Here is a 22,917-nt window from a genome sequence, read left to right on the forward strand (position 1 = left end):
AGGGGTGTTTAGCCGCTGGGTTCGGCATCACCCTCGAGCACACCGAGCTGATGCTGTTCATCGACGACGAGCGCGGCCTAACACCGATCGAAAATGTCGTCGGGCCCTCTCCCGTTCCCCCGGCCGGGACGGATTATGGCTTCCAGACCATCAGCACAACAACGAGCACGAGCAGGAGCGAAGCGAAGCCGGAGCCGGCGGCAATCTGCGGATAGCCTGCGGCCTTCGCGCTCGCCGAGGCCTCGGCGAGCGCCGTGGCGGCCGACCTGAGCGACGGGACGACGAGAAAGAGATTGATCGCAAGGGCGATCACGTACAGCACGAGAGACAGCCACACCCAGGTCGAGGCGAAGCTCCAGTTATCGTCTGCTTCCTTGAGGCCAAGCGCTCCGAAACCGAAGATTGCCACGACGATCGAGAGCAGGGTGAAGATGTTGACCGACTTCGCGACGGTGGCAACCGGCCCGGCCTGCCCGGCGCGGATCGAACGCATTGCCGTCATGGGGAGGATAGCCATCGGCCCGACGATGAAGACTGCGGTAACAACGTGCAGGGTGTTGACCAGGATATGCATGTCTTCAGACTAGATGCACGATCGATTGTCGACCCTGATCAGATTATTACACCGAGGACTTACGCGGCGGAGACGGAGGGATTTGAACCCTCGGAACCCTTACGGGTTCTCCACCTTAGCAGGGTGGTGCACTAGGCCGAACTATGCGACGTCTCCAGTGTTCGACTGCAAGCATAGCCAATCGCTCACGCCCGTTCGAATCGGGATCAGTAGTCGTTGGTAATCGTGCAGGTGTACTTCGCGGCAGTCGTGCCCCTCACCCCATCCAGCACTGGCACCGAGGGGTCAGCGGTAGCAGATGCAGAGGGAGCCACCGGCGCGTTCGGATCGAGCGTCGAGCCGGCGTCTTCGCCCGCCGCTTCGAGCACGAAAGGTTCATCGTTCTTCAGGAATTCGATGAGGGCGTCGCCGGCGTAGGTGTCCGGCCGCACCTTGCCCGCGTAGATGCCTTCGCCACCTGTCGTTCCCGGGTACTGAACGAAGGTGACGCTCTCGACCGGGATGTTCTTGAGCGCCTGTGCGATAGACACCATCGTGGCGGGGCTACTCAGTGTGGATGACAGCGTCATGTTGCTGAGTGCAGCATTGGCTATTCCGTAGACCTTCCCGACATCCCCCAGCGTCTCTGAGCTCTTCAATTGCCTCACGAGAGCGGAAAGGAACACCTGTTGCGAGCTGATGCGGGTCAGGTCGCTGCCGTCGCCGACTGCCGCGCGCGAGCGGAGGAAGGCAAGCGCGTCAAATCCCTGCAGCGTGTAAGTTCCGGCCTCCGGGAGGTTGATGCCGGTGTTCGGGTCTACCATCGGCCCGTCCACGCACACGTCCACTCCGCCGATGGCGTCGGACATTGCGATCACGCCGCTGAACTTGATGAGCCCTGCGTACTGGATCGGGAGACCGGTGAGCTCGGTGACCGTTTTCGCGATGCAGGAGAGACCGCCGTACGACATTGCCGTGTTCATCGGCTCACTCGAGAATGGCTTCGTGTATTCGTCGGCGTCCGTGCAGTCGGGGATGCGAACCACCATGTCGCGCGGAATGCTGATCGCGACGGCGTTGGTTTGGTCTTGCGAGACGTGTAACAGCATCGTGACGTCGTTCAAATTGCCGCTGTCATCTTCGGTGGTGCCACCGATCCCACCCTGGCCTTCGCGCGTGTCGCTTCCCGCGATCAGGATGTTAAAGCCGCCCTCGATCGCACCGACCGCAGGCAACGGGCCATCGGCTGCCTGTGGGATGTCGACCACGGTGGTTTTGGAGGTGAGACTGTTCACGGCGATAGCGCCGACCGAGGCACCACTCACAAGCACTATCGCCAGCGCTGCAGCGATCAACCTGGCGATCGTACCCAGAGGACTTGCTTTGCGCAGGCGACCGTGCCGGGCGATGCCGGGAAAAGTGGCCGCGCTGCTGCGCGTGCGCAATTCGGAGCGTGGTCGCAGCTCCGAATTCGGTGTCAATTCACTCATCACAGGCCCTTTCATTAGCCCCCGGAAAGGCGATCACGCCGAGCGGAGGGCGTGGGATTCGAACCCACGAGACATTTCTGCCCACCAGTTTTCAAGACTGGCTCCATCGGCCGCTCGGACAGCCCTCCCGGCGTGATCAAGCTCCGAGTGTAACGGACAGGCGGCGCGCAACCCTGAAAAATGGGCTAGAACGTGTCGAGCAGCGTCGCCACACCATCGTCGATGTCGCTCGCGGTGCGCTCATTGGAGGCGGCGACCACCTCATCCGGAGCCTGGCCCATCGACACTCCGCGACCCTCGACAGACGCCCATTCGAGCATGTCGATGTCGTTTCTGCCATCACCCACCGCCATCACCCTGGACCGCGGGATGTCGAGCAGGTTGCGCACTCGCTCGAGCGCGGTCGACTTATTGACGCCATCCGGTGCGATGTCGAGCCAGGCCGTCCAGCCCACGTTGTAGCTGACCTTGTGCAGGCCCATGCGCTCGACGACACTGAGAAAGTCTTCGATCTTATGACCGGGCGAGATCACGACAACCCGGGTGGCGTGCGCAGTGAGGAGCTCCTCGAACGGCACCTTCTCGCTCGCGGCGCCCAGGGTGCCATCGGGGAAGTGGCCGGTGAAACGGTACAGGCCATCCTCATCCTCGACCGCATAATCGGCCGTTTCCAGATTTGCCCGGATGGTCGTCAGCACTTCACTCGGATTGAACGTCTCCACGTGGTCGCGCACGTACCCGCTCGGCGCGTCCGGGTCTCGATGCAGGGTGATGGCGCCGTTGGAGCACACGACATACTCCGGAGTGATCGACAGCCGCTCAAGAATCGGCAGGGTCATAGCCACCGAGCGGCCCGTCGCGAGCATCACCTCGTGGCCGGCATCCCGAACCTTCTGCACCGCGGCGATGACAGGCTCATTCATCACGCCGTCCTCGCGCAGCACGGTGCCGTCGATGTCGAGGGCGATCAGCCAGCGTTCGGTAGCGGGGCTCATGCGAGAGGCTCGAAGATCTCGAGCCCGCCGAGATAGCCGCGCAGGGCATCCGGAACCACAACAGAACCGTCTGCCTGCTGGTGTGTCTCGAGGATGGCGACTAACCAGCGCGTCGTCGCGAGGGTGCCATTGAGAGTGGCAACCGGTGTCGTCTTGCCGGACTCCGTGCGATAGCGGATATCAAGCCGCCGGGCCTGGTAGGTGGTGCAATTGCTGGTGCTGGTGAGCTCGCGGTAGGCGCCCTGCGTCGGCACCCAGGCCTCAACGTCGAACTTTCGCGCGGCGCTGGAGCCGAGATCACCCGCGGCCACATCGATCACCCGATAGCTGAGCCCACACGCCTGCAGCATCGACTCCTGGTAGGCGAGAAGCCTCTCGTGCTCGGCCTCGGCCTCATCCGGAAGCACGTAGGTGAACATCTCGAGCTTATTAAACTGGTGCACGCGCAGGATGCCTCGGTTATCGCGCCCGGCCGAACCCGCCTCCCTGCGATAACAGGTCGACCACCCTGCGTACCGCAGCGGCCCGCCGGAAAGGTCAAGGATCTCGTCGGAATGGTACCCGGCGAGCGCCACCTCGCTCGTGCCCGTCAGGTAGAGGTCATCAGCGGGGAGGTAGTAGACCTCGTCGGCATGCTCGCCGAGAAATCCGGTGCCGGCCATGATCTCGGGGCGCACCAGCGTGGGCGTGATGAGCGGGATAAAGCCCTCGGCGAGAGCCCTATCGAGCGCCATGTTCATGAGCGCCAGCTCGAGTCGGGCGCCGACACCCCTCAGGAAGTAGAAGCGGCTGCCGCTCACCTTCACCCCGCGAGCGATATCGATCGCACCGAGTAGCTCGCCGAGTTCGGCGTGATCCCGCGGCTCGAAGTCGAATTCAGCGGGGGTACCGACCTCGCGCACCAGATTCCAGTCATCCTCGCCGCCGGCGGGCACGCCGTCGATCGTGACGTTGCCGATTCCGCCGACGACCCTGTAGAACTCGGCCTCAGCATCCGTCGACCTCTGCTGCGCCTCCTTCACCTGGGCGGCAAGCGCCTGCGCCTGCAGAACGAGGGCGCGTTTGGCGTCTTTCGGTGCTGTCGCGACGGTACGCCCGAACGCGTTCTGCTCGGCACGCAACCTCTCGAACTGCTGGATGCTCATGCGGCGATGAGAATCGGCCGCGATCGCGTCATCCACAAGGGAGACGGAAGAGCCGCGCAACCGCTGCGAAAGTCGAACCGAGTCAGGACTTTCTCGAAGCAGCAGAGGGTCGATCACTCGTACAGCCTACCCAGAGCGTGCCGTACGGTTGGCAGCGTGAATGAAGCCCCCCGCGTGCGGAAAAAGCGAGCCGCGGTGGTCTACAACCCCCTCAAGGTCGACATCCAGCGGCTCAAAGCCTCCGTCGAGGCTACCGAGAAGGCAGCCGGTTGGGCGAAAACCGCCTGGTTCGAAACATCCATTCGGGATGCTGGCCAGGATGTCACGGCCAGCGCCATTCGCCGAGGGGCCAGCGTCGTGCTCGCCGCCGGCGGTGACGGTACCGTCCGTGCCGTCGCTGAAGCGCTTCGCGGCAGCGGAGTTGCGCTCGCGGTACTGCCCGCGGGAACAGGAAACCTGCTCGCCCGCAACCTCGAACTTCCGCTGTCGGATCTCGATGCGAGTGTGGCCATCGCCTTCGCTGGTGACGAGCGCAGGATTGACCTCGGGATGGTGAAGATCGTTCGTGCCGACGGCGACTCCCAGGAGCACGCTTTCCTCGTGATGGCAGGCCTCGGCCTCGATGCCAAGATGATCAAGAACACCAGCGGCAAGCTCAAGAAGGCCGTCGGGTGGCTTGCCTATGTCGACGGGATAGCCCGGTCACTGCCCGAATTGAAGCCCATCAGGCTGTCGTACCGGCTCGACAATGAGCCGACAAAATCCATCAGGGTGCACACGATTATCGTCGGCAACTGCGGACTACTGCCGGGCGGGCTGCTGCTGATGCCGGATGCTAAACCCGACGACGGCATTCTCGATGTCGCAGCGCTGCGCCCCCGGGGCCCGTTCGGCTGGGCCAAGGTATGGCGCAAGGTCGCCTGGGAGAACGGTGTGCTGAGAAAGTCTGCGCTCGGCCGCAGAATCATCGACCTCTCCGCCGATGTTCGGGATGTCACCTACGTCACGGGCCGGACGATGCGGATGACCGTGGAGGAGCCGCAGGACTTCCAGCTCGACGGCGACGAATTCGGCGAGGCCAAGAGCGTGCACACCTGGGTCGACCCGGGCGCCCTCACGGTGAAGGTGCCGGCGGCGTAGCTGCGTCACGCCCCCATACTCCCGCTCTCCGCGCCTCGCTCAGCACGCGCACGCGCAGTCTGCGTCGAGAACGCCACTTCTGCTGGGTCGCGACGGCTTTGGGCAGCATAAGTGGCGTTCTCGGTGACGCGACTGAGGCGTGTGGATGATTCGGACGGAGGTCACTCTCGATGCGGGATCATCGGCCGATGCATCCCGAACCGCTTCCTCCCCATCTCGCAGGCCGCACATTCCCCACCGCCGGATCTGGACTATCGCCAGCTCGACTCCGCGCGCGGGACCTGGACCGCACGGTCTGGGGTGTGCGGCGCGACGGCGCGACCGACCTGCTCACACGCTGTGGCATGTTCGCGGCGAGGCTCCCCGCCGAGATGCACTTCAGCCATGTCACTGCTGCACTGATACTCGGAGCGCCTCTTCCCCTTCATCTCGAGAGACGGCCTGAGCTGGATGTCACGGCGCTGCTCCCGGCATCGGCCCCGCATGCGGCGGGAATCCTCGGGCATCGTTCCACGGTTTCCGCGGGCGACATCGTCATTAGAGCGGGCGTCAGGCACACGAGCGCCGCCCGCACGTGGATCGACCTGTCCTCGGGGCTCCGTGTGGAGGATCTCGTCGCGGTCGGAGACTACTTCATCCACTGGCGGTCGCCACTGTGTTCCCTTGACGAACTGCGGCAGCGCGCGGCCGAGCTTCGGGGCCGTCGCGGATACCGCACTGCCAGGGACGCAGTCGAGCTTCTGGATTCGCGGGCCGAATCTCGACGCGAGTCACACCTGCGGGTGATTGTGGTGCGAGCGGGGCTTCCCGATTTCGAGGTCAACTACGTCGTGGTGTCGACGGAAACCGGCCGTGATGTGCGTCTGGATCTCGCGTTTCCGAAGCACAAGGTGGTTCTGGAGTACCAGGGCGACTACCACCGGACCGCCGCCCAGTGGCGCAAGGACATGACGCGCCGATCTCGGCTCGAGGCCGACGGGTGGTACGTAATGGAGCTGAATGTCGATGACCTCGCCGATCCAGTCGAGCTGGTGGCGCGCATCCGGACAGTACTGGCAGGCAGGTGAGTTCGGAGCGTTACGACATCGAGAACGCCACTATTGCTGCCTGACTGGCACCGGACCCAGCAGAAGTGGCGTTCTCGGGCAAAAGGTGACGTGGCGAAGACGGCGGCGCGGCGCGGCGCGGCGCGGCGCGGCGCCCGACGGCCCTGCTACTCGCCGAGCAGCCCGCGCAGCCAGTCGCGCGCGTCGACGAAGGCATCGTTGTCGTAGCGCGGCATCACGTTGATGGCCAGCTTGTCGGCGCGCGGGTAGCTGCCCAGGAATGTGACCCTGGGGCTGAATCGCTTGAGGCCGAGCAGGGCATCCGCGACCCTCTCATCCAGGATGTGGCCATCGAGGTCGATGACGAAACGGTACCGGCCGAGCGCGTCACCGATGGGACGCGATTCGAGCAGGCTCATGTTGACGCCGCGGGTGGCGAATTGCTCGAGCATTTCGAGCAGGCGGCCGGCCGTGTCATCTGGAAGCTCCACAATGATCGAGGTCTTATCGCTGCCGGTGGGCGCCGGCAGCGGGGCGATTCGGGAGACGAGCACGAAGCGGGTGACCGCGTTCGGGTTGTCTCCGATGCTTGTCGCGAGCACGGTCAGGTCGTGGTGATCGGTGATCCCTGGGGGCGCGACGGCCGCATCGGCCAGCTCGTTCTCCAGCAGGGATGCGGCGGCGGCCACGTTCGATGTCGCCGGGATGTGCCCGTGGCTGGGAAGGTTCGCGTCGAGCCACAGGTGTGTCTGCCCGTACGCGACCGGATGGGCGTTGACCACTGTCACGTCGGCGAGCGCGGTGCCGGGCCTCGCAACCAGCACGAAATTGACGGGCACGAGGTATTCGCCGATGATCCGCAGGTTCGGGATGCTCGCCAGGGCGTCCTGCGTGGCACTCACGCCGCCCTCGACCGAGTTCTCCATCGCGATCATGGCGGCCACGGATCGCCCCGTGACCACGTCGCCCAGCGCCTCGCCCACGTTGTTGACGGAGTGCCAGCTCTTCCCGGCGGCCGCAGGCACCTGCCGCAGTGCCGCTTCGGTGAACGTTCCGGCCGGGCCGAGGTAGCTGTACGTCTCGGTAGCGGCGTCGTCAGGCATGCTCCCGAGTGTATCGGCGCGGCGCGGGTGCCAGACTGGAGGGCATGGACGATCGCGCAGGGACTCGAGCCGAAGCATCCGACCTCATTGATGTTCACGACCTGGTGCACGCGTATTTCACGCTGGTTCCGGATGTCACGATCCCCGAGCAGCGCGTCGTCTTCGGCACCAGCGGCCACCGTGGCTCCTCACTCGACACCGCGTTCAATGAGGTGCACATTGCCGCCATCACCCAGGCGATCGTCGAGTACCGCGCGTCTCAGGGAGTCACCGGGCCGCTGTTCATCGGTCGCGATACCCACGGCCTGTCGCGACCGGCAGAGACCACGGCGCTCGAGGTGCTCACGGCCAACGGGGTGCGCGCGCTCGTGGACGAATTCGACGACTTCGTGCCAACCCCGGCGCTCAGCCACGCGATCATCAGGTACAACGCGGCAGGTCATGCCGACCTGGCGGACGGCATCATCATCACGCCGAGCCACAACCCACCCCGGGACGGTGGCTTCAAGTACAACCCGCCCCACGGCGGCCCCGCCGACAGCGCCGCGACGGGGTGGATCGCCGATCGAGCGAACGAGATCATCGCCGGAGGCAGCCGCGAGGTGACGCGCTCCGAGCCTTCGGGCGTGGAGGTGTACGACTTTCGCGGGCACTACGTCGACGATCTCGAGACCATCATCGACATTGCGGCAATCCGAAAGGCGGGCATCCGCATCGGTGCCGATCCGCTGGGCGGTGCCAGTGTCAACTACTGGAAGCTGATTGCCGAGCGGTACGACCTCGACCTGACCGTCGTTAATCCGCTCGTCGATCCGACCTGGTCGTTCATGACTCTCGACTGGGATGGCAAGATCCGCATGGATCCGTCGTCGCCGTCGGCCATGGCCTCCGTCGTCGAGAAGCGCCATGAGTTCGACATCCTCACCGGTAATGACGCCGACGCCGACCGCCACGGGATTGTCACTCCCGATGGCGGCCTCATGAACCCCAACCACTATCTGGCGGTCGCCATCCGGTACCTCTATACCCACCGGCCGGGCTGGCGCACGGATGCCGCCGTCGGCAAGACTTTGGTCTCCAGTTCGATGATCGACAGGGTCGCGGCGTCGCTCGGTCGCGAGCTGTGGGAGGTGCCGGTCGGCTTCAAGTGGTTCGTGCCTGGGCTTGTCGACGGGTCGGTCGGGTTCGGCGGTGAGGAGAGCGCGGGGGCAAGTTTCCTGCGCAAGGACGGCACGGCCTGGACCACAGATAAAGACGGCATCTTGCTGGCCCTGCTCGCCAGCGAGATTCTTAGCGTCACCGGCAAGACGCCGTCGCAGCTGTATTCCGAACTGGTCGACGAGTTCGGCGATCCGGCATATGAGCGAGTGGATGCCCCGGCAACCGCCGCGCAGAAAGCCAGGCTCGGCAAACTCAGCGGCGCGGACATCGCGGCCACCGAACTCGCCGGGGACCGGATCACGGCGACACTGGCGGCGGCCCCCGGCAACGGGGCATCCATCGGCGGAGTCAAGGTGACCACCGAGTTTGCGTGGTTTGCCGCCCGCCCGAGCGGCACCGAAGACGTCTACAAGATCTATGCGGAATCATTCAAGGGCTCCGAGCACCTGGCGCAGGTGCAGGCCGAAGCGAAGTCGATAGTGGATGCGGCGTTGCGCGGATGAGCCGCCGCACCCTCGCGCTGCTCGTCGCGCTGCCCGCCCTCGCCTGCGCGATTGTCGGGCTCACCCACCCGATGCGCCTGACCGAGGCGAGCGCCGAATACTGGCGCAACATGCATATCGCGCTGATCCCGATCTTCCCGCTGATCGGTCTGGCTCCGTGGCTCATCGCGCGCCGAGCCGGGGTGTGGTTCGGTCGCGCAGGCGCCATACTCGGCTATGGTTTTGCGACGTTCTATACGGCGCTCGACATCCTCGCGGGTGTCGCCGGAGGTGCGCTGGTGATGGCCGGCGATTTCGAAGTGACGGGCGCGGTCTTCGGGATCGGCCGCATCCTGGCGAACATCGGTGTGGTCAGCCTGGTTGCCGGATGCCTCGTCGCCGGCGTTGCCGCGTTCCGCACCGCCGGCGTCGCCGCCCTCCCCGGCGCGCTGCTGGCCACGGTAGGTGCGGTTCTCGTGCAGCCCGGCCACGTGTACCTCGGGCTCGGCACCGTCGCGATGGTGCTGTTCGCCGGCGGATTCGTGGCGATGGCATTCGCGGTCACCCGGCCGGCACCTGCGGCAGCTCAGCCCGCGTAAGTAGCTCAGCCCGCGTAGTCTGGCGCCGCCGGGAGCCCGAAGAATTCCTCGAGGGTCAGCACCCCGGTGGCGTGTAATTCTGTCGCAAGCTCAGGGCCGACGTACCGCATGTGCCACGGCTCGTACTCATAGCCGGTGACGTCCGTTTTGCCGTTGGGGTAGCGCACCACGTAGCCAAACCGCCAGCCCTCGGCGGCCAGCCACTGGCCTTGCGGGGTGTCGGCGAAGCATTGCTCGAGCGTGCAGTCAGCGGGTGACGCGCTGACGTCGATCGATAAACCGGTCTGGTGCTCCGAGTGGCCTGGCCTGGCACTGGTCTGGTCGGCTCCGGCCTGACCAAGGCTCGAGACCCAACCGGCATAGACGCTTTCCTGGGTGGAGTAGCTGCGGTACGCGCTCTGAGACTGCATCTGCAGCCCACCGCTTTCGGCGCTGAACGCGGCGAACATCGCTACGACGGCATCCGACGCTGCCCGGCGCAGAAACGGCTGGTTCACGTAGGCAACGGGCACCTCGACGAGATCGGGCGGCTCCCAGTCGAGAGGGTTGAGCGGGCGGAGTTTATCGGCGACCACCCAGTAACTATTGGGGTCGTCGATCGACTGGGTGGCCGAGTCGAAGGTGGGGGTCGGCGTCGGGGCGGGAGTGGGGATGAGGGTGGCGGGCGGCGTGGATGTCGGGGTGGGAGCGCTCGTCGCCGTCGGAGAGCTTGAAGCCAGTGCGGTCGGGGCGGGAACCGGCGTCAACGCGACGACGGTGACGACCGCCGCAACAACGACGGCGGCAATCGCACCGGCGACGACAATCGTGCGTCGGCGGTTCGGGACGACCGACGGAATCTGCTCGGGTCGCGGATCTGACACGTGACGATCCTACGGCTGTCGAATGCCGCCCCGGGGGATGCTCTGAGCGATACCGAGCCGCGAGCTTGTGAGAACAGTGCATTGGGTGTAACTTTGCAGCTTGCGCAAAGATTAGTGGACGGTCGTAGCAGCATGCTCTGCGGCGGCTTTCTCGCGCTCCCCACACTCCCAGAAACACAATGAACGAGGAACGATGACACGCGTCGAATCAAAGGGCAAGCAACAGGCCCAGGCCATCGCAGACGCTGGAGGGGTCATGACGCACCGCCAGATCCTGTTCGTCATCTTCGGGCTGATGGCTGGGATGTTTCTCTCCTCGCTCGACCAGACCATTGTCGGCACCTCGATGCGCACCATCGCGGACGATCTGGACGGCCTGGCCCTTCAGGCGTGGGTCACCACCGCTTACCTGATCACCTCCACCATCTCGACGCCGATCTATGGCAAGCTCAGCGACATTTTCGGGCGTCGCCCGCTGTTCATCATCGCCATCGTGATCTTCCTGGGCGGATCCGTGGCCGCGGGATTCGCCGACTCCATGTACCAGCTCGCGATCTTCCGCGCGCTGCAGGGCCTCGGCGCTGGCGGCCTGATGGCCCTCCCGCTGGCGATCATGGGTGACATCCTCGCTCCCCGCGAGCGCGCCAAATATCAGGGCTACTTCCTCGCCGTCTTCGGCGTCTCCAGCGTGATCGGCCCGCTCATCGGTGGGCTGCTGTCGGGCACCCCCGAAATCCTGTTCCTCAACGGATGGCGCTGGGTCTTCCTGATCAACCTCCCGATCGGGCTGGTGGCACTGGCGATTGTGATGCGCTTCCTGCACATCCCGCACACCCGCCGGGCGGCCCGCATCGACTGGTGGGGTGCCGTCACGGTCGTCATCGGCCTTGTTCCTCTGCTGCTGGTCGCCGAGAAGGGCCGTGACTGGGGCTGGGGTTCGGGGTACTCCATCGCGTGCTACGTCGTCGGTGCGCTCGGCATCGGTGCGTTCATCCTGAGCGAAAAGCTCATGGGTGATGACGCGCTGATCCCGCTCACGCTCTTCAAGAACGCAACATTCCGGATGGCGACCGTCATCGGCGTGCTGGTCGGATTCGGCATGTTCGGCGCCATGATGACGATCCCGCTGTACCTGCAGCTCGTGCAGGGCGCGACGCCGACCGAAAGTGGCTTCCTGATGTTGCCTATGATTCTGGGGCTGATGATCGCCTCGATCGTCAGCGGGCAACTCATCTCGCGCACCGGCCAGTACGGCATCTTCCCTAAGGTCGGCACCGGTCTCATGGTGCTCGGATTCTTCTGGCTCACCTTCCTGACCGCCGATAAACCGGTCATCTGGGTCATGATCGGCATGTTTTTCATCGGGCTTGGCCTTGGCCAGCTGATGCAGACCCTGACTATCGCCTCACAGAATTCGGTCGGCCCGAAAGACATCGGGGTTGCCACAAGCTCGTCGACATTCTTCCGCCAGATCGGTGGAACACTGGGCGTCGCGGTGCTGTTCTCGGTGCTCTTCTCGAGAATCCCCGACACCATCGCTGCGGCGTTCTCCAGCAGGTCGGTTCGGGATGGGATCGCCGTCGCCACCGCCGATCCGAACGTGCTGGCCGACCCCTCCAATAAGCAGATTCTTGGATTGCTCCAGAACCCGACCGGCCTGGGCACCGCGCTCGACGGCGACACGTCCTTCCTGAACGGCTCTGACCCTCGCCTCGCCGCGCCGTTCCTGGAGGGCTTCAGCAACGCCACGGTGACCATCTACTGGGTCGGGCTGGGCGTGGTGCTGGTGGCGTTCATCCTGAGCTTCTTCCTGAAGGCCACACCATTGCGTGCGAAGTCTGCCCTGCAGGAGAACGCAGATAATGAGGCTGCGCTGCTGGCGCAGACTGCCGCGGATGCCGCCGGTACGCTCGTGACCCCGGGTGGCGGAGTGGGCGTGCCTTCCGGAAGTGCCTCGGACGGCAACCCCGTCGACGACCGTCGTCCTGTCCGAAATGACGGAGATCGTGGCGCTCGGCAGCCCATTGAGCGCGGCTAGCACGCCTTCTAGCTGAAGTCTCCGTCATTTCGGACCGCGTGAACGCGAACCCCCGCCCGCACCGTCGCGCGGTGCCAGCGCTCTGAATGCGTGGGTGCGCTCCGGATGCCTCGACCGATGTTGCCCAGTCGGCCCTCAGTACTCCGCCGACGTCACCGAGAACGCTACTTCTGCTGGGTCACCGCGTTATCAAGCAGCAGAAGCGGCGTTCTCGGTGGCAAACCGGCGCGTGCAGACACGCGGCGGAGGAGCCAAGGTCCCGTGATGGGTGCGCTCGCATCATGCAGGGTGCGGTGAAGGGCTAGTGGCAGAATGACGTTCGTGTTCGAAGCCCAGACATCCCACGATCCACGACCCACACCACGCGCATTCCCCTCGACGTTCCTGTTCGGAGCGGCCACCGCCGCGTACCAGATCGAGGGCGCAGCGCACGAGGACGGACGCACCGACTCCATCTGGGACGTGTTCTGCCGCGTGCCTGGCGCCGTGGTCAATGCTGATAACGGCGATACCGCCTGCGACCACTATCACCGCTACCGGGATGACGTAGCGATGATGAAAGATCTTGGCCTGCAGGCATATCGCTTCTCCACGTCGTGGTCGCGCGTGCAGCCCGACGGTGGCGCCGTGAACGCGAAGGGCCTCGACTTCTACTCGCGGCTCATCGACGAGCTGCTCGGCAAGGGCATCACCCCCTGGCTGACCCTGTACCACTGGGACCTACCGCAGGCCCTGCAGGAGCTCGGGGGCTGGGCGAACCGCGACACGGCGATGAGATTTCGCGACTTCGCGCTTGGCGTTCACGATGTTCTCGGCGACCGGGTGACCTCGTGGACCACACTCAACGAGCCGTGGTGTTCTTCGTTTCTCAGCTACATCGGTGGCGAGCACGCCCCGGGCATCCAGGACCCGGCCACCGGGCTTGCCGCGGCTCATCACCTGCTGCTGGCCCACGGTCTCGCGGCGAAAGAACTCGCGGCTCGTGATGCCAGCCTGCAACTGGGCATCACGCTGAATCTGACCGTTGCCGACCCTGTCGATCCGACCGACGCGGAAGACCTGGATGCCGCGCGGCGCATTGACGGGCAGTTCAACCGGTTCTTTCTCGATCCGATCTTCCGCGGCAGCTACCCAGACGATGTGCTGGTGGATGTCGCGCACCTGGGTTTCGAGAAGCACGTGCAGTCTGGCGATCTCGAGATCATCAGCTCGCCCATCCACTGTCTCGGCGTCAACTACTACCACGGTGAGGCGGTCAGCGCGCGGCCAACCGACGCGGAGATGTCGACGGCGGCACCCTCCGTCCGGCCCAAGCGTTCTCCGTTTCCCGCTGCCGACGGGGTGCACTGGCACCTGCGCGACCTGCCCACTACGGCGATGGGCTGGGAGGTGCAGCCCGAAGGACTCACCCGACTGTTGAAGCGAGTACACGAGCAGTACACGGGGCCAGCGGGCATCGCGCTCGCCGTGACGGAGAATGGTGCGGCATATGACGACGAGTTGATCGATGGTGCCGTGCATGATGCCGAGCGTGTTGACTTTCTCGAAGCCCACCTGGGGGCAATTCTCGACGCAATCGACGACGGCGTGCCCGTGGGTGCGTACTTCTACTGGTCGCTCATGGACAACTTCGAGTGGGCCTGGGGCTACGACAAGAGGTTCGGCATCGTGCATGTCGATTATGAGACGCAGCAGCGCACGCCGAAAGACAGTGCAATCGCTTACAACCGCGTCATCGCTGGCCGCTCTCTCTGACTTAGACTTCCCCCATGACGCTCGAACTGCCCGGCAGACGCGTGGCGCCCACGCTCGAAGCGGTCGCCGCGGAGGCGGGGGTGTCGCGCTCCACCGTGTCGCGTGTTGTCAACGGTTCGACCCAGGTGCGGCCCGATGTGACGACCGCGGTGAACGCAGCCATCGACCGCCTCAACTACATCCCGAACCGCGCAGCCCGGTCGCTGGCGAATCGCCAGACCATGGCCATCGCCCTGGTCGTTCCCGAAGACACCTCGCGATTTTTTGGCGACCCGTTCTTCGCCCAGATCGTGCAGGGAATCACCCAGGGCCTCGAAGACAGCGACTACGTGCTGAACCTGCAACTCGCCAGCCCCTCAGCCCCCTCCGCCAAGACGATCCGCTACCTGCTCGGTGGCAACGTCGACGGCGCCATCGTGGTCTCACATCATTCGGGCGACGATTTTTTCACCACCCTGGATGCCACCATTCCCGTCGTCTTCGGCGGGCGCCCCTTCCTGCCCGAACTGCACACCAACAACTACGTCGACGTCGATAACGCCGCCGGGGCCGCCATGGCCACGCGTTACCTGGTCGACCTCGGGCGCACGCGCATCGCCACCATCGACGGACCGGCGAACATGCAGGCGGCGATCGATCGGTCCGAGGGGTGGCAGGGTGCGATGCGGGCCGCCGGGATGCGGGACGATTTGCGCGCCCAGGGTGATTTCACGAGGGCAAGCGGCGCATCCGCAATGAAAAAGCTGCTCGAGCTCGCCCCTGAACTCGATGCCGTGTTCGTGGCGAGCGACCTGATGGCAACCGGTGCGATCTCGACCCTGCGTGAACAGGGACGACGCGTGCCGGAGGATGTCGCCGTGGTCGGCTTTGATGACAGCTCCGCCGCCACCAGCGGTGAGATCAACATCACCACGGTGCACCAACCCTCCCGCGAGATGGGGGCGGAGATGGCGCGAATGCTCCTTGCGCTGCTGCGCGGAGAGCCGACCGAGCGCGAGCGGGTCATGCCCACCCGGATGGTCATCCGCGACAGCGCGTAGTCTTGCAGCATGACCACAGAGGTACTGCACGACCCGAAAATGAACCGATATGAACTGCTCGTCGACGGTGTGGGTGCTGGTGAAGTTGACTACCAGATTCGGGATGACACGATCGTGCTGACCCACACGGAGATCGACCCGGCGCAACGCACATCGGGCCTTGGCGGAGAACTTGTCCGCGGGGCGCTGAACCTGATTCGCGCCGATACCGACTACCGGGTGGTGCCGAGCTGCACCTTCGTTGCGGCCTGGATCACGAAGCATCCCGACTATCAGGATCTGTTGACTCGCTGACCTTGTAGTGCCTACCGCGCCGAGTGAGGTCGATCTTCACCTGGCCGTCATAGATCCCGAAGTCACCATCACCGGGCAGCGGCGCGGGCGCCGGGAGGATCGACTGGCGGTCCATCTCGACCTGGGCCTCGTGACGTGTCGGGTGAAAGACTTCATCCCCGATGCCGCCGATGCCGCTACCGCCGCCGGAGGACTTGCTCTTATTAGTCAGGTCGATCAGCCCGAAATGCTGGGCCAGGTAGAAGGCCACGCCGACGCCCACGATAATGAGTACAACGATCCACGGCTCCACCGGTCCAGTTTACGATGGCCCCGCGGATGCGTCGGCATCGGCAGCACACGGCGACTAATGATCGCGTGGCTCAACGCCCCCAGCGGCGTCCACACTGTCGGGCACTTCAGTCATTTCGACTACCGTCAGAGTTTGCCGACTGTGCCCATTTCGACCTACCGCGACACACGCAATCCCGGCCCGCTCCGCACGCGACGGTCACGTCAAGCTATTTCCACTCGAGAAGGCCATCGCAGTGGACATCTCGGAGCGCACCATCGCTTGGTGCCGTCGCACTCCTGAGGCCGCGCTTAGCAGTGCCATTCACGTTCGAGCGTGAGACTTCGCGGTTGTGGTAGACAAGCTAGTTTGCTCGGACCACAATACTGACCGTTAGTTATGAGACACATGGAGTGCTGTGACGAAACTAATCGGATATGCGCGAGTATCGACCCGGCCGCAATCAACGGATCGGCAAGAAGCAGACCTTCTCGCCACCGGTGTCCGACGTGATGACCTGTACGTCGATCAGGGCATCTCGGGTGCTCGTGCATCGCGGCCGCAATTCGATCGCGCGCTCGGCGCTCTCGAGGCCGGCGACATGCTCGTGATTACGACCTTGGATCGACTCGGACGGTCGACGCAGAACATGCTCGACTTCGCACAGCAGCTACGTGATCGCGGTGCCGGCCTTCGTGTGCTGAACCTCGGCGGCGGTGACGTCGACACATCGACTCCGATTGGGTCGATGCTGTTCACCATCATGGCGGCGCTGGCACAGATGGAGCACGACATCAAGCGAGAGCGGATCGTTGACTCGATCAGCAAACGTCGCGACGCCGGGAAGGACCTTGGAGGGCGCCCCCGGCGTGTCACCGATAGTCAAATTCGGAGCGCGGTTCGCCTGGTTGAAGGTGGAGACCCGGCTGCGCAGGTTGCCCGAGACCTCGGAATGTCTCGCGCGACATTTTATAGAAGGTCTCGCGCTCTCACCAACTAGTCACTCAGAACAGCCTTCCGCGGAAAGCGACACCGAATGATCACAATACGCCGCCAAACAGCGCCGAAATTCACACCATTGAGGATCAGCGGGACGTGACCCGGCCTCTTTGGGTAGTGGCCTGCCGCACTGGCTGCGTGACGAGGAACTGTCACCCAGCCAGTGCAGTAGACCCAACGTTCTAGACAAGCTTGGAGAAACGTGGGAGAGTCAGCTAGCTGCCCACTTGGGTGGCAATAAACACAGCCATTATTAGACAAGTAAGTCCTATGGCGTCAAAAGGACGATCCCAGAAAACACTGGATCGACTCTCAGCAATCATCCCCCCGGGGCGTCGCAGCATTGCAATCTCGGTTGCCGTCGCCCTTCTCGCAACGGGGTTTGTGTCGACCTCACCCGCGCTCGCCGCCGAAACCGTCGACGAAGACGGAATCCTGCAAACCCTCGAGGCCGTTTCCGCCGAAGAGGGCATTTTCGACGATCTTGCAACCAGTGAAGGTCATCGGGCGGTTGTCCCCACCGACCCCAGCGAGAGTGTCGGTTTAGTCTCCACGCGAGGTCCCGACTTGGAAATTAGCTTGCCTTTCTCTGAAGACGCCGCCAACGCGGTAGAACTAGTGGACGCGGTTCGTGCCTACGACAATGGCAACGGTTCAACTACTGTGCCCGTTTCGAAATCGGATGGCTCGGTACAGATAACCACCGTCATTGAAGATTCGACCGCACCCACGTCGTACCGTTACGAAATCGGGTCGGCGGAGGGCTCCAAGCTCCGTTTGTTCAAAGAGGGCGGTGTTCTCATCGAAAGCACGGACGGCGAGTACCTAGGAGGCGTCGCTGCGCCGTGGGCCTACGACGCCAATGGCATAGCCGTTGATACCTGGTACGAGGTCGAGGGCTCGACATTGGTCCAGGTCGTCGCCCATGACGCTGGCCCCTACACGTACCCGATCGTGGCCGACCCGTGGATCGGAATTAACCTTTTCGCCTACGTTAAGGCTAACCGTTTCGAGAATGGGCAGCCGATCGTCGATCTCCAACCCAGCGTTTGGGGTATGGCCCAGTGGGGTACTCCACAGGGGCAGGTCATCATGGAGACCGCGGGCTGGACAGAGGCGGTGACGTGGAGCAGTGCCACAAGATCCGCGCTCGAAGGCAAGCAGAGCATGCGAGATCAGTTCGTTTGCCACGCGTATGGTTCGCCTTTTGCGGGTGAGTGGAACTTGGAAAGGTGGCGGTTAAACCGCACCGTACATTGGTCCATCGGAGTGGGGGTTCATCACTGCAACTGGAAAACCGCAAACGGGGTCTGACTCGAAGTTTTACCCTTAAGCCTTGAGGTATCTGCCGAGGCAGCTCCCGGACACTGCAAGTGTCCGGGAGCTGCCTCGGCATGGATGTGCTTCTTTCGCCAGGCCAGAGGGGTTCTTGGGAAAAGTCGCCACTTATGGAAGGGTTTGGCTTTGAGTTCACACCGAGGAAAAGTTATGCGCGATCTACTGACACCGGGCCAGCGAAGAGTGATTCTGGCCGCAACGCTTGTGACGATTACGATCACTTCCCTTGCGGGGTGCGCACTGTTCGACCGTTTTTCGCAGCTCACGATCCCGATCGTTCTGACTGACGACAGCGACGCGGTCGATGTCTCAACAAATCCGATCGAGATCACCGACGACGTCTGCAACGAGACACTCGAATGCGTTGAGGCCTACAGCACTGACCAAGCCGACTACTACCGCTTCACAAGTCGTGAAATGGCGAATGAATTCGAATCGACGCTGGACGTCGGCTTCGTCGTCAACTACATCGTCATGGATCTATCCAACAAGCCGGACGCCTCGAAGACGGACCAACGGTGGGCAATGGAACAATTGGGCGGCACTTGGCAAGACTACGAAGGCACGTACCCCGATCTATAACCGCCACGCAGCGCGTGTCTCACAAAGCTGTGGTCCAAGCTACCGCGGCGTTGATGTCGGCCGCGGCCCCGTGGTCGACAGCGGGCTTGTCACGGCGGGTAGCGAGGCCTAGCCAGAACATGATGGGGCAGTAACAGCGTTGGATGACGTTCCGGTTCCTGTAGTCGAGGGCGACGGGCCTGCCGCCTCGTGGCCTGCGACGTTTCCGGTGGATCTACTTATCGTCTGGCTCGGGGGTCACGGCATTGATGCCGCGTGAGCGAAGGTGTCGGCAAAGCGATTAAGATCTGCTCCATCGTGGATGAACACACGCGTGAGTGTTTGGGCGGGATCGTAGATCGCTCCACTACGGACGGTCTTGCGAAACAATGACTGTGAGATAGCCCATGAGGTTACCGGTAATCGAAAAGTATCTCGCTGAGCGATGGTTTACTTGGCGCCAAAAGCGGCGCTCATCGGCCCCACGCGACGGCGGGCGGAATCAACCAAACTGGATCCATGGCTCTCTCTTCTGGCTATCGAATCCTGCCCGGCGCGCCCTCCATTGTCGACGACCTCAGATTGCGGGTTGAAGCCGGACTGTCTCATTCGAAGACATTAGTTATAGACCTGCGATCCGGAGTACATGTAGGGTGCCAGCAATAATTGAAATGTTCGCGCCTGTCGGTTTCTTCGATCCCGAGCAACTTGATCTGCTTGTCCACCATTACAGGCCGCGTCGTCCCGCGGCCGACCCAAGCCGCTGGTCTAAGTCAGCGTGCTAGCGTGAAGGATGATTAGTCGATAACCACAGACCTCGCCAATGGTCGGAGTTGCCGTCGACCAACCCGAACCCGATAAATCCGCTGTCCTGGGCATCTATGAACTGGATTTTCCTCTGAACTCCTCGCGGGCGGATCTCTGATGGGCCACTGGATGGGTCGGCATCGGCAGCACACGGCGGCTAACGAACGCGTGGCTTGACGAGTCGTCGTGCCGCTTCTCGCACCGAGGCGCGCTGGGCATCGAGGTCGACGCCGAATCCCGGGGCCGCGAGAGTGCGCAGCTCGGCTGGCGCGCGGTGCCAGTTGGTGGCAACCGCCAAAATCAGGGCGAGCAACTCTTCGGGTCGCCAATCCGGGCTGGCCAGCCCTCGGTGCTGGGCGTCGCGGATGATGTCGAGCTTATGGCTGTAACCCTCGGTGCGACCGTCCGAGAACGTGCCGGCAGTAGCGGTGTCATGCAGCCAGGCCCACATCGCTACCCGCTGAACGCTCTCGTCACGCGCGAAGTAGTCGTGCAGTCTCACCGTGTATTCGACGAGGTCAACATCAATCGGCACGGCGTGGGCGAGTTGGTCGAGGCCGCTCTGCATCACGTTGTCGAAAAGCGCATCCTTATCGCCAAACCAGGCATAGATGCGTTCCTTGCTGGCCCGCGCCGTATCGGCAATCCTATTGATTCGCGCCCCGGCGACACCGTATTCGGCAAACTCCGCGGTCGCCGCTTCGATCACACGCTGCTTCGTTTCTCGGCCGCGCAGCTGGTCACGCGGCAGTTCTGACGACACCACCATGCACCCTCTCATCGAACCGATTGGTTTGACTAACCCTACAGGATGGCATAGGATCGAACCAATCGGTTTGGTTGAGGAGAAAAATGACAAACGTACTGATGGTGCTCTCTGCAGCATCGCACTGGACTCTGGCCGACGGCACGAAGCACCCGACCGGAGTGTGGGCCGAGGAGTTTCTCGAGCCGTACCGCATCTTCACCGAGGCCGGCTGGACCGTTGATGTCGCCACTCCCGCAGGCGTTGCGCCCACCTTCGACGCGGTCAGCCTGAGTGCAGGAGGCGCGGGTTCTGCCGAGCGCGCAGCCGAGTTCGCGGCCCGCATCACCACGATGAGCGATGTGCTGCAGCATCCGAAGCGCGTCGATGCCGTTGCCATAGCCGACTACGACGTTCTCTTCTACCCCGGCGGCCACGGCCCCATGGAAGACCTCGCGGTCGATGCTGACTCAGGCCAGTTGATTGTGGATGCCGTCAGGTCGAACACCACGATAGGCGTGCTCTGTCACGCTCCCGCAGCGCTGCTTGCCGCCACCGATAAGGTCACCGGAGAGTGGGCCCTCGCGGGTCGCAAAATGACCGGCTTTGCCAACAGAGAAGAAGAGTTGAGTGGGCTTGCCGCCAAGGCCAAGTGGCTTGTCGAGACTCGACTGGTTGAACTTGGCGCCGTGTACTCGAAGGCGCCCGAGCCCTTCGCCTCCTACATCGTCGTCGACGGTCAGCTCTACACAGGGCAGAACCCGGCATCATCGGTCGCCGTTGCCGAGCGCATCGTCGCCGATAAGCGTTGACCGACAGACAGACAGACAGGAATCAATTCGTGACCGCCACCACCAGCATCCAATGGCAACTCGTCTCTCGCCCCACGGGCGAGCCCACCACCGACAACGTCGCGAGGGTTGAGATCGAGCTGCCCGAGCTCGCCGCCGGCGAGGTTCGAGTGCGCAACACCTTCTTCTCTGTCGACCCCTACATGCGCGGGCGAATGAACGAGGGGCGCTCCTACGTTGCGCCCTTCGCTCTCGATGAGACGATGCAGGGCGCCGCAATTGGCGAAGTCATTGAGTCACAGGATGCCGCGTTGCCCGTGGGCACGATCGTGCAGCACCAGCTCGGCTGGCGTGACCTCGCCCAGGGCCCGGCCGCGCTATTCCACCCCCTTCCCGACATTCCCGGAGTATCACCCTCGCTGTTTCTCAGCGTGCTGGGCATCACCGGGATCACCGCCTGGGTCGGTCTCACGCAGATCGCCCACATCAAGGAGGGCGACACGGTCTTCGTGTCCGGCGCTGCCGGAGGGGTCGGCACGATGGTGGGTCAAATCGCTCGCCTGCTCGGCGCATCCCGCGTCGTGGGCAGTGCCGGTACGGCGCAGAAGGTCGACCTGCTCACCAGCAAATACGGCTACGACGCAGCCTTCAACTACCGCGATGGCGACATTGCGGGCCAACTGGCGAAGGCGGCACCCGACGGCATCGACGTCTACTTCGACAATGTCGGTGGTGAGCATCTGACCGCCGCCCTGGGCGCCTTCAACGACGGCGGCCGCGCCGCAATCTGTGGCGCCATCTCGCTCTACAACTCGGCCGGCGACACCGGCGTGCGCAACATGTCAAACATCGTGACCCGCGGGCTCACCCTCAAGGGCTTCACCATGGGCAACTACTTCCAGTTCGCCCCCGAGTTTGGCGAAGCCATGCGCGGGTGGCTCGGAGACGGCAAGATCGCCTACGACGAAACCTTCTCCGATGGCATCGATAGCGCCTTCGACGCCTTCACCGGAATGATGAACGGCGCCAACACCGGCAAGGCCCTGGTTCGCCTGTAGCCCGGCGCTCGCCCGACTCAGGGAACGCGGTACCGTCGGACCCAGGCGTCCTCCGCCTCGTAGTCAAACGATTCAGTGCCATTAGCGCGAAGGAACGTTGGGAAGGCCTCTTTCCAATCTCTACCGTGCAGCGCAGAAGCTATCCAGCCGACGGTGTCGTTCAGAGTTCTGCCTAGTCCATGACGGGTTCGTAACCAAGACTTCGTGTCGCTAACGACATATCCATAACGAAGGGCTTCGGAACTGACCAGGGAGTCTCGCCCATGCCAGGGGAACCCGGGATTGCAAACGTTTCGGGATGATGATCGAGGATGTCATTGATCGCGAAGCCGATCTGCGCGGTCGTGGGGGCCTTCGGGTCTACGGCATTGAGGGCGCACCGCAACGGTCGGTTCGCGGCAAGGCGCACGAGTTCGGCGATGTTGACCGTGCTACTGGTGTGGAATTGGCTCTGACCACTCCAATTGAGAAGCTGCACGGGGCGATGATCGAGCGCTCGTTTAACGAACCACAGTTCCCGCGGATGGATGCTCCCTGGCCCGATAATGGCACTGGGTGAATTCAAGCGGTCGTCGCAACACTTGTTTCTTGCCGCGATCCTAGCTCGGTAGTGATGACCAGTGTGGGTGTGTTCCAGTTGAGG

22 protein-coding genes and 2 tRNA genes are annotated in these 22,917 nt (G+C 63.5%); 14 read left to right on the forward strand and 10 right to left on the reverse strand.

Annotated features, from left to right (window positions below; translation table 11 throughout):
- Positions 1-133 precede the first annotated feature (133 nt).
- The 6 genes from RMN95_RS01745 to serS form a co-directional block, all read right to left on the reverse strand.
- Positions 134-574 (reverse strand): DUF2269 family protein, encoded by a 441-nt coding sequence (locus RMN95_RS01745; protein WP_309615243.1) that lies wholly within the window; start codon positions 572-574, stop codon positions 134-136.
- A gap of 67 nt (positions 575-641) precedes the next feature.
- Positions 642-730, reverse strand: a tRNA-Ser gene (locus RMN95_RS01750).
- Between the two features lie 50 nt (positions 731-780).
- On the reverse strand, positions 781-2,043 hold the full coding sequence (locus tag RMN95_RS01755) for an LCP family protein (protein ID WP_309615244.1): 1,263 nt from the start codon (positions 2,041-2,043) through the stop codon (positions 781-783).
- Between the two features lie 43 nt (positions 2,044-2,086).
- Positions 2,087-2,171, reverse strand: a tRNA-Ser gene (locus RMN95_RS01760).
- Between the two features lie 57 nt (positions 2,172-2,228).
- The gene (locus tag RMN95_RS01765) at positions 2,229-3,038 is read right to left on the reverse strand and encodes an HAD family hydrolase (RefSeq protein ID WP_309615245.1); all 810 of its coding nucleotides are present in this window, start codon (positions 3,036-3,038) and stop codon (positions 2,229-2,231) included.
- Positions 3,035-4,300 carry a serine--tRNA ligase gene (gene serS / locus RMN95_RS01770; RefSeq protein WP_309615246.1) on the reverse strand — a complete coding sequence of 422 codons (1,266 nt, stop codon included), beginning with the start codon at positions 4,298-4,300 and terminating at the stop codon, positions 3,035-3,037. Before serS ends, RMN95_RS01765 begins: the two co-directional genes overlap by 4 nt.
- A gap of 39 nt (positions 4,301-4,339) precedes the next feature.
- Here serS and RMN95_RS01775 point away from each other — a divergent pair, with 39 nt between their 5' ends.
- Together RMN95_RS01775 and RMN95_RS01780 are read left to right on the forward strand one after the other, a co-directional pair.
- On the forward strand, positions 4,340-5,323 hold the full coding sequence (locus tag RMN95_RS01775; protein WP_309615247.1) for a diacylglycerol kinase family lipid kinase: 984 nt from the start codon (positions 4,340-4,342) through the stop codon (positions 5,321-5,323).
- A 188-nt stretch (positions 5,324-5,511) separates the two neighbouring features.
- Positions 5,512-6,390: a DUF559 domain-containing protein gene (locus RMN95_RS01780; protein WP_309615248.1), complete on the forward strand. Its 879-nt coding sequence runs from the start codon at positions 5,512-5,514 to the stop codon at positions 6,388-6,390.
- A 146-nt stretch (positions 6,391-6,536) separates the two neighbouring features.
- Here the strand turns inward: RMN95_RS01780 and pheA are convergent, their stop codons facing one another.
- Positions 6,537-7,472, reverse strand: a complete 936-nt coding sequence (gene pheA, locus RMN95_RS01785; RefSeq protein ID WP_309615249.1) for a prephenate dehydratase — start codon at positions 7,470-7,472, stop codon at positions 6,537-6,539.
- Between the two features lie 44 nt (positions 7,473-7,516).
- Here pheA and pgm point away from each other — a divergent pair, with 44 nt between their 5' ends.
- Positions 7,517-9,136 (forward strand): phosphoglucomutase (alpha-D-glucose-1,6-bisphosphate-dependent), encoded by a 1,620-nt coding sequence (gene pgm / locus RMN95_RS01790; protein WP_309615250.1) that lies wholly within the window; start codon positions 7,517-7,519, stop codon positions 9,134-9,136.
- Entirely contained in the window at positions 9,133-9,714 is a 582-nt protein-coding gene (locus RMN95_RS01795) for a hypothetical protein (protein WP_309615251.1), read from the forward strand. The genes pgm and RMN95_RS01795 overlap by 4 nt, the downstream gene beginning before the upstream one ends.
- Positions 9,715-9,719: 5 nt before the next feature.
- Here RMN95_RS01795 and RMN95_RS01800 read toward each other — a convergent pair whose 3' ends face one another.
- Positions 9,720-10,577 (reverse strand): M15 family metallopeptidase, encoded by an 858-nt coding sequence (locus RMN95_RS01800; protein WP_309615252.1) that lies wholly within the window; start codon positions 10,575-10,577, stop codon positions 9,720-9,722.
- Between the two features lie 256 nt (positions 10,578-10,833).
- Between RMN95_RS01800 and RMN95_RS01805 the strand changes: the two genes are divergently transcribed.
- From RMN95_RS01805 to RMN95_RS01820, 4 genes are all read left to right on the forward strand, one after another.
- On the forward strand, positions 10,834-12,615 hold the full coding sequence (locus tag RMN95_RS01805) for an MDR family MFS transporter (protein WP_309615264.1): 1,782 nt from the start codon (positions 10,834-10,836) through the stop codon (positions 12,613-12,615).
- Between the two features lie 312 nt (positions 12,616-12,927).
- Positions 12,928-14,370 (forward strand): GH1 family beta-glucosidase, encoded by a 1,443-nt coding sequence (locus tag RMN95_RS01810; RefSeq protein ID WP_309615253.1) that lies wholly within the window; start codon positions 12,928-12,930, stop codon positions 14,368-14,370.
- 14 nt (positions 14,371-14,384) lie between these two features.
- A complete protein-coding gene (locus RMN95_RS01815) occupies positions 14,385-15,410 on the forward strand; it encodes a LacI family DNA-binding transcriptional regulator (protein WP_309615254.1) in 1,026 nt (341 codons plus the stop codon).
- A 9-nt stretch (positions 15,411-15,419) separates the two neighbouring features.
- Positions 15,420-15,704, forward strand: a complete 285-nt coding sequence (locus tag RMN95_RS01820) for a GNAT family N-acetyltransferase (protein WP_309615255.1) — start codon at positions 15,420-15,422, stop codon at positions 15,702-15,704.
- On the opposite strand, the gene RMN95_RS01825 is transcribed toward RMN95_RS01820, so the two are convergent.
- Positions 15,664-15,996 carry a hypothetical protein gene (locus RMN95_RS01825; RefSeq protein WP_309615256.1) on the reverse strand — a complete coding sequence of 111 codons (333 nt, stop codon included), beginning with the start codon at positions 15,994-15,996 and terminating at the stop codon, positions 15,664-15,666. The two genes, RMN95_RS01820 and RMN95_RS01825, sit on opposite strands and share 41 nt — an antisense overlap.
- Positions 15,997-16,393: 397 nt before the next feature.
- Between RMN95_RS01825 and RMN95_RS01830 the strand changes: the two genes are divergently transcribed.
- From RMN95_RS01830 to RMN95_RS01840, 3 genes are all read left to right on the forward strand, one after another.
- Positions 16,394-16,975, forward strand: coding sequence for a recombinase family protein (locus RMN95_RS01830; RefSeq protein WP_309615257.1), 582 nt, complete (start codon positions 16,394-16,396; stop codon positions 16,973-16,975).
- 383 nt (positions 16,976-17,358) lie between these two features.
- Positions 17,359-18,288 (forward strand): DUF2599 domain-containing protein, encoded by a 930-nt coding sequence (locus RMN95_RS01835; RefSeq protein ID WP_309615258.1) that lies wholly within the window; start codon positions 17,359-17,361, stop codon positions 18,286-18,288.
- 174 nt (positions 18,289-18,462) lie between these two features.
- Positions 18,463-18,894, forward strand: a complete 432-nt coding sequence (locus tag RMN95_RS01840) for a hypothetical protein (RefSeq protein ID WP_309615259.1) — start codon at positions 18,463-18,465, stop codon at positions 18,892-18,894.
- 943 nt (positions 18,895-19,837) lie between these two features.
- Here RMN95_RS01840 and RMN95_RS01845 read toward each other — a convergent pair.
- Positions 19,838-20,449 carry a TetR family transcriptional regulator gene (locus RMN95_RS01845; protein ID WP_309615260.1) on the reverse strand — a complete coding sequence of 204 codons (612 nt, stop codon included), beginning with the start codon at positions 20,447-20,449 and terminating at the stop codon, positions 19,838-19,840.
- 83 nt (positions 20,450-20,532) lie between these two features.
- Here RMN95_RS01845 and RMN95_RS01850 point away from each other — a divergent pair, with 83 nt between their 5' ends.
- From RMN95_RS01850 to RMN95_RS01860, 3 genes are all read left to right on the forward strand, one after another.
- Positions 20,533-21,237, forward strand: coding sequence for a type 1 glutamine amidotransferase domain-containing protein (locus RMN95_RS01850; RefSeq protein ID WP_309615261.1), 705 nt, complete (start codon positions 20,533-20,535; stop codon positions 21,235-21,237).
- A 29-nt stretch (positions 21,238-21,266) separates the two neighbouring features.
- A complete protein-coding gene (locus RMN95_RS01855; protein WP_309615262.1) occupies positions 21,267-22,274 on the forward strand; it encodes an NADP-dependent oxidoreductase in 1,008 nt (335 codons plus the stop codon).
- Between the two features lie 298 nt (positions 22,275-22,572).
- A complete protein-coding gene (locus tag RMN95_RS01860; RefSeq protein ID WP_309615263.1) occupies positions 22,573-22,833 on the forward strand; it encodes a hypothetical protein in 261 nt (86 codons plus the stop codon).
- Positions 22,834-22,917 lie beyond the last annotated feature (84 nt).

Origin of the sequence: Salinibacterium sp. (assembly GCF_031364185.1) — a bacterium.
In the GTDB taxonomy this organism is placed as follows: Bacteria; Actinomycetota; Actinomycetes; order Actinomycetales; family Microbacteriaceae; genus Rhodoglobus.